Below are 4,520 nucleotides of genomic sequence, written 5' to 3' on the forward strand. Positions count from 1 at the left end.
GCATCGCATGGCGCCGGAGGCCACTGCCGAACTCGCCGAGGCGCTTGCCCGCCAGGCCCCGGCGCTGGCGCCGGAGATCGCCGCGCGCCGCGCCCGAGGGCGCGTGATGCACGGCGTCTACCTGCGCGCCGCCTGGGAGCAGGAGCCACGCTTTTCCAACGCGGTGGAACTTGCAAGCACCCGCGACGCCCTCGGCGTGCCGCTGAGCCGGCTGGTGTGGCAGCAGTCGGCGCTGGATCGCCACACCATTCGCGAGAGCCTGATGCTGTTGGGAGAGTACCTGCTCGAGCGCGATATCGGCCGGGTACAGCTCGCCGACTGGCTGGCGCGCGAGCCCGTCGAGCTTCCCGAGGAGGGCGAGATCGCCGGGCGCCACCACATGGGCGGCACGCGCATGAGCGATGACCCGCGACGGGGCGTGGTGGACCGCAACTGCCGCCTGTTCGCCCAGCAGAACATGTACGTGGCAGGCTCCAGCGTGTTCGCAAGCGCGGGCCACGCCAATCCGACGCTGACCATCGTCCAGCTCGCCCTGCGCCTGAGCGTGCACCTGGACGAGGCGCTCACGCGCGCCTAGTGGAGCTTGCGGGGTGCGGCGAGGCGAAACGCATCGACCGGCACGTCGAAGGCGCGCTGGGTATAGGTGTTGAGCAGCGTATAGGCGCCCTCCATCACCCCGACCGGGGTCTGCAGGATCGCCCGGCTGGTGTAGCGAAAGCGCTGGCCTGGGCCGATCAGCGGCTGCTGGCCGACCACGCCCTTGCCGCGCACCTCCTGGGCATCGCCGCTGCCCTGGGTGATCTTCCAGTAGCGCGCCATCAGCTGGACGCTGTGCGGGCTCTGGTTGTGCACCGTGACGGTGTAGCTGAACACGTAGCGCGCCTCGCTGTCGCTGGACTCCTCGGCGCGATACTCCGGCGTGACGCTGACCTCGATCGCAAGCTGGCTCACCCCTGCTCTCCCCGCTCGGCCTCGAGCGCTTCTGCCTGGGCGACGTGGTTGGCGATCTTGACGTACTCCGCCACCGTCAGCGTCTGGGGACGACGCCCCGGATCGATCTCGAGCGCCTCGAGGGTTTCGCTGCTCACACGCCCCTTGAGGTTGTTGCGCAGGGTCTTGCGCCGCTGGCCGAAGGCGAGCTTGACCAGCTCGAACAGCAGCGCCGGGTCGCTCGCCGGATGCGGCAGCGTCTCGAACGGCGTGAGGCGCACGATGGCAGAGTCCACCTTGGGCCGCGGCACGAAGGCTTCCGGCGGCACGATGAACAGCTGCTCCACCTGGCAGTAGTACTGCGCCATCACCGTGAAACGCCCGTAGTCGGTGCCGCCGGGCTCGGCGGCCAGACGCTCGACCACCTCCTTTTGCAGCATGAAGTGCATGTCGCGGATCGCCGTGCCCATGCCGAGCAGGTGCACGATCAAAGGCGTGGAGATGTTGTAGGGCAGGTTGCCCACCACGCGCAGCGCCGGGCCGTCGCCCTTGAGCGCCTTGAAGTCGAACTTCAGCGCATCGCCTTCGTGAATCACGAAACCGGGGTAGTTGAAGAACTGCACGCGCAGACCCGGGATCAGGTCGCGGTCGAGCTCGACCACTTCGAGCTCGCCGGTGGCCTCGAGAAGCGGTGCGGTCAATGCCCCCTGGCCCGGGCCGATCTCGATCAGCCGGTCACCCTTCGCAGGCCCGATGGCGCGAATGATGCGCGAAATGATGCCGAGGTCGCGAAGAAAGTTCTGACCGAAGCGTTTTCGGGCGCGGTGTTGAAGGGGCGCTTGAGACATCTAACGAAGATCCTTGAATGGGCTTTAACGTAGGGCGAAGGGTGTCGACATCAGGACGACGGCACTTTGGCGCGCGCGCTCAGGCGTCGGGCGAGGCTGACCGCCACCGCCAGGCTCTCGGCGCTGGCCACGCCCTTGCCGGCCAGATCGAGCGCGGTGCCGTGGTCCACCGAGGTGCGCACCAGGGGCAGGCCCAAGGTGATGTTGGCGGCCTGGCCGAACCCTGCATACTTTAGCACCGAAAGTCCCTGGTCGTGATACATCGCCAGCACCGCGTCCACCTCGGCGAGGTGGCGCGGGGTGAACAGCGTATCGGCAGGATAAGGGCCGCGCACGTCGAGACCCTCGCCGCGCAGGTGCTCGATGGCCGGGATGATGGTATCGATCTCCTCGCGACCCAGGTGCCCGCCCTCGCCGGCATGCGGATTGAGTCCGCATACGGCGATGCGCGGGCGCGCGATGCCGAACTGGCGGCTCAGGTCACGGGCCAGGATGCGCGTGACCCGCGTCAGGCCCTCGAAGGTGATCGCATCGGCCACCTCGCGAAGCGGCAGGTGGGTACTCGCCAGCGCCACGCGAAGATCGCGACTGGCGCGCCAGTCCGGCGCCTGGGCGTGCAGGGCGCACTCGGTGGCCAGCAGCATCACCACCTCGTCGACGCCGCAGGCATCGCGCAGCCACTCGGTGTGGCCGGTGAAGCCGGGGTAGCCGCCCTCGACGATCGCCGCCTTGCTGATCGGCGCGGTGACGATCCCCCCGGCCCGTCCGGCCAGGCATTCGCGTACGCCGAGGGCCAGCGTCTCGATCACGTAGGCGGCGTTGGCGGGATCGCACACGCCGGGGGTCGAAGGCGCGCGCAGCGCCACCGGCATCACCGCCAGGTGCGCCCCGCGCGCGGCGGGCTCGCCCCTCCCGGCGACGACGATCTCGACCTCGAGGCCGAGCCGCGCGGCGCGCTCGGCCAGCATGGCCGGATCACCCACCGCGACGACGTCCGCTCCCAGCCGGCCTTCGGCGGCGAGCATCAGCACGAGCTCCGGGCCGATGCCGGCGGGCTCGCCGGTGGTGATCAGCAGCGGCGTCACCGCGCTCATTACAGGCGGATGTCCACGAACGCCTGCTCGCGGATCTCGCGCTGCCAGTTCTGCAGCTCCTCGTTGGCGCGGCGCTGGAAGATCGCCTGGCGTACCTGTTCGCGACGGCTCTCGCTGGTGACGTCCTGGCGGCGGCGATCCTCCACCTCGATGATGTGGTAGCCGAACTGGGAGCGCACCGGTGCCGAGATCTGGCCCGGGTTCAGCGCGTTCATCGCCTCCTCGAAGGCGGGTACGGTCTGGCCCGGACGCACCCAGCCAAGCTCGCCGCCATTCATGGCGCTGCCGCTGTCATCGCTGTACTCGCGGGCCACGGCGGCGAACGCCTCGCCCTGCTGCAGTCGGGCGCGGGCCTCTTCGGCGCGCGCGCGGGCCTGCTCCTCGCTGCGCGTGGGCGTCAGCTCGACGAGGATATGGCGCGCCTGGCTCTCCTCGATGAACGACTGGCCCTGCTGGCCGCCCTGCTGCTCGAGGAAACGATCAACCTCGCGCTCGCTGATGTTGACGCGCTGCTGGACCTGGCGCTGCTGGACCTGGCGCATGAGCATCTCGCGGCGCACGTCCTCGCGCACCTCGGCCAGGCTCATGCCGTCCGCCTCGACGGCGTCGGCGAAGGCGTCCAGCGTCATGCCGTTGGACTCGGCGATGCTTCTGAGCTGGCGATTGAGCTGGGTGTCGTCGACGCTCAGGTTGGCCTGGCGGGCCATCTGCAGCTGGATCTCGTCGAGCACCATGCGCTCGAGCACCTGCTCCTCGAGCTGGCGGCGCGGCGGCAGCTGGCCGCCCTGGGCATTGGCCTGCTGCTCGATCTGGCGCACCCGATCCTCGAGCTCGCTTTTCATGATCACGCCGTCGTTGACCACCGCCACCACGCTGTCCAGCGCCTGGCGCTGGGAGGACTGGAAGGTCTGGGCGTGAACGGCGTCGCTCACGATCGCCGCACTCGCGCCCAGGCACAACGCCAGGGTGGCGCCGACGGATAGCCGTCTGGCGCGCTTGGACAGGGTTCGCAGCGGTAGGCTGTGTTGCATCGTCATAGAAAACTCTCTCGTCGTCGCCATCCAGTGACAGCGGGGCTCGTGATGAAAACGTTACAGCGCGGTGGGGCGGTAGCCCGGGATCGCCTGGTCGAAATAGGTGTTCGCGCCCTGCCCGACGCCACCGAGGCCGCGGAACACGAAGCGCAGAAACAGCCCGCGATCGCTGAAATCGTCACCGACCTGGGCGGTGTCGTTGTCGTCGATCCACTCGCGCCAGACCACCTGGACGCCATAGCAGCAGTCGTTCCACTGGATGCCGGCGAGCTGCTCCAGCGCCCGGTCGTTGGTCTGGTCGTACAGGTAGCGGCCGATCAGGTCGATCTGCGGGGTGGCCTTGTAGCCCACCGAGAGATCCCACTCCTCGCGGCTGTAGTCGCGAAAGCCGTCATCGCCGGGCACCACGCCCGGATCGAAGCCTTCGATCTCCCAACGGTAGCCAAGGTTCACTACATGGCCTTCAGGGTGGCGATAGCGCAGGTCGACCGAGGAGCGTTCGGTCTGTTCGCGCTGGTCGTCGTAGAGCCACTCGTAGCCGGTGCTGAAACGGTCGGTGATCTGCCACTCGAGGCGGGTGACCAGCGGCGAGCGGTCGCGGGTCGCCTGGTAAC

6 protein-coding genes are annotated in these 4,520 nt (G+C 68.8%); 1 reads left to right on the forward strand and 5 read right to left on the reverse strand.

Annotated elements, in window-relative coordinates:
- A partial coding sequence (locus tag BIS11_RS11495) for a GMC family oxidoreductase (RefSeq protein ID WP_253586073.1) occupies positions 1-577 on the forward strand: 577 nt, incomplete at its 5' end.
- On the opposite strand, the gene apaG is transcribed toward BIS11_RS11495, so the two are convergent.
- The 5 genes from apaG to lptD all read right to left on the reverse strand — a co-directional run.
- On the reverse strand, positions 574-951 hold the full coding sequence (apaG, locus tag BIS11_RS11500; protein WP_253423297.1) for a Co2+/Mg2+ efflux protein ApaG: 378 nt from the start codon (positions 949-951) through the stop codon (positions 574-576). The genes BIS11_RS11495 and apaG overlap by 4 nt on opposite strands.
- Entirely contained in the window at positions 948-1,778 is an 831-nt protein-coding gene (rsmA, locus tag BIS11_RS11505) for a 16S rRNA (adenine(1518)-N(6)/adenine(1519)-N(6))-dimethyltransferase RsmA (RefSeq protein WP_253423298.1), read from the reverse strand. The genes apaG and rsmA overlap by 4 nt, the downstream gene beginning before the upstream one ends.
- 50 nt (positions 1,779-1,828) lie before the next feature.
- Positions 1,829-2,872, reverse strand: a complete 1,044-nt coding sequence (pdxA, locus tag BIS11_RS11510) for a 4-hydroxythreonine-4-phosphate dehydrogenase PdxA (RefSeq protein WP_253423301.1) — start codon at positions 2,870-2,872, stop codon at positions 1,829-1,831.
- Positions 2,872-3,909, reverse strand: coding sequence for a peptidylprolyl isomerase (locus BIS11_RS11515; protein WP_253423304.1), 1,038 nt, complete (start codon positions 3,907-3,909; stop codon positions 2,872-2,874). Before BIS11_RS11515 ends, pdxA begins: the two co-directional genes overlap by 1 nt.
- A 54-nt stretch (positions 3,910-3,963) precedes the next feature.
- Positions 3,964-4,520 (reverse strand): LPS assembly protein LptD (lptD, locus tag BIS11_RS11520; RefSeq protein ID WP_253586074.1); only part of this gene is annotated, 557 nt, incomplete at its 5' end.

This window comes from Halomonas sp. 707D4 (assembly GCF_024158685.1).
Lineage (GTDB): Bacteria > Pseudomonadota > Gammaproteobacteria > Pseudomonadales > Halomonadaceae > Vreelandella.

Bases quoted from the DNA above. Each gene is read 5' to 3' on its own strand.
- BIS11_RS11515 (WP_253423304.1), bottom strand. From the start codon at position 3,909: ATGACGATGCAACACAGCCTACCGCTGCGAACCCTGTCCAAGCGCGCC.
- rsmA (WP_253423298.1), bottom strand. From the start codon at position 1,778: ATGTCTCAAGCGCCCCTTCAACACCGCGCCCGAAAACGCTTCGGTCAG.
- pdxA (WP_253423301.1), bottom strand. From the start codon at position 2,872: ATGAGCGCGGTGACGCCGCTGCTGATCACCACCGGCGAGCCCGCCGGC.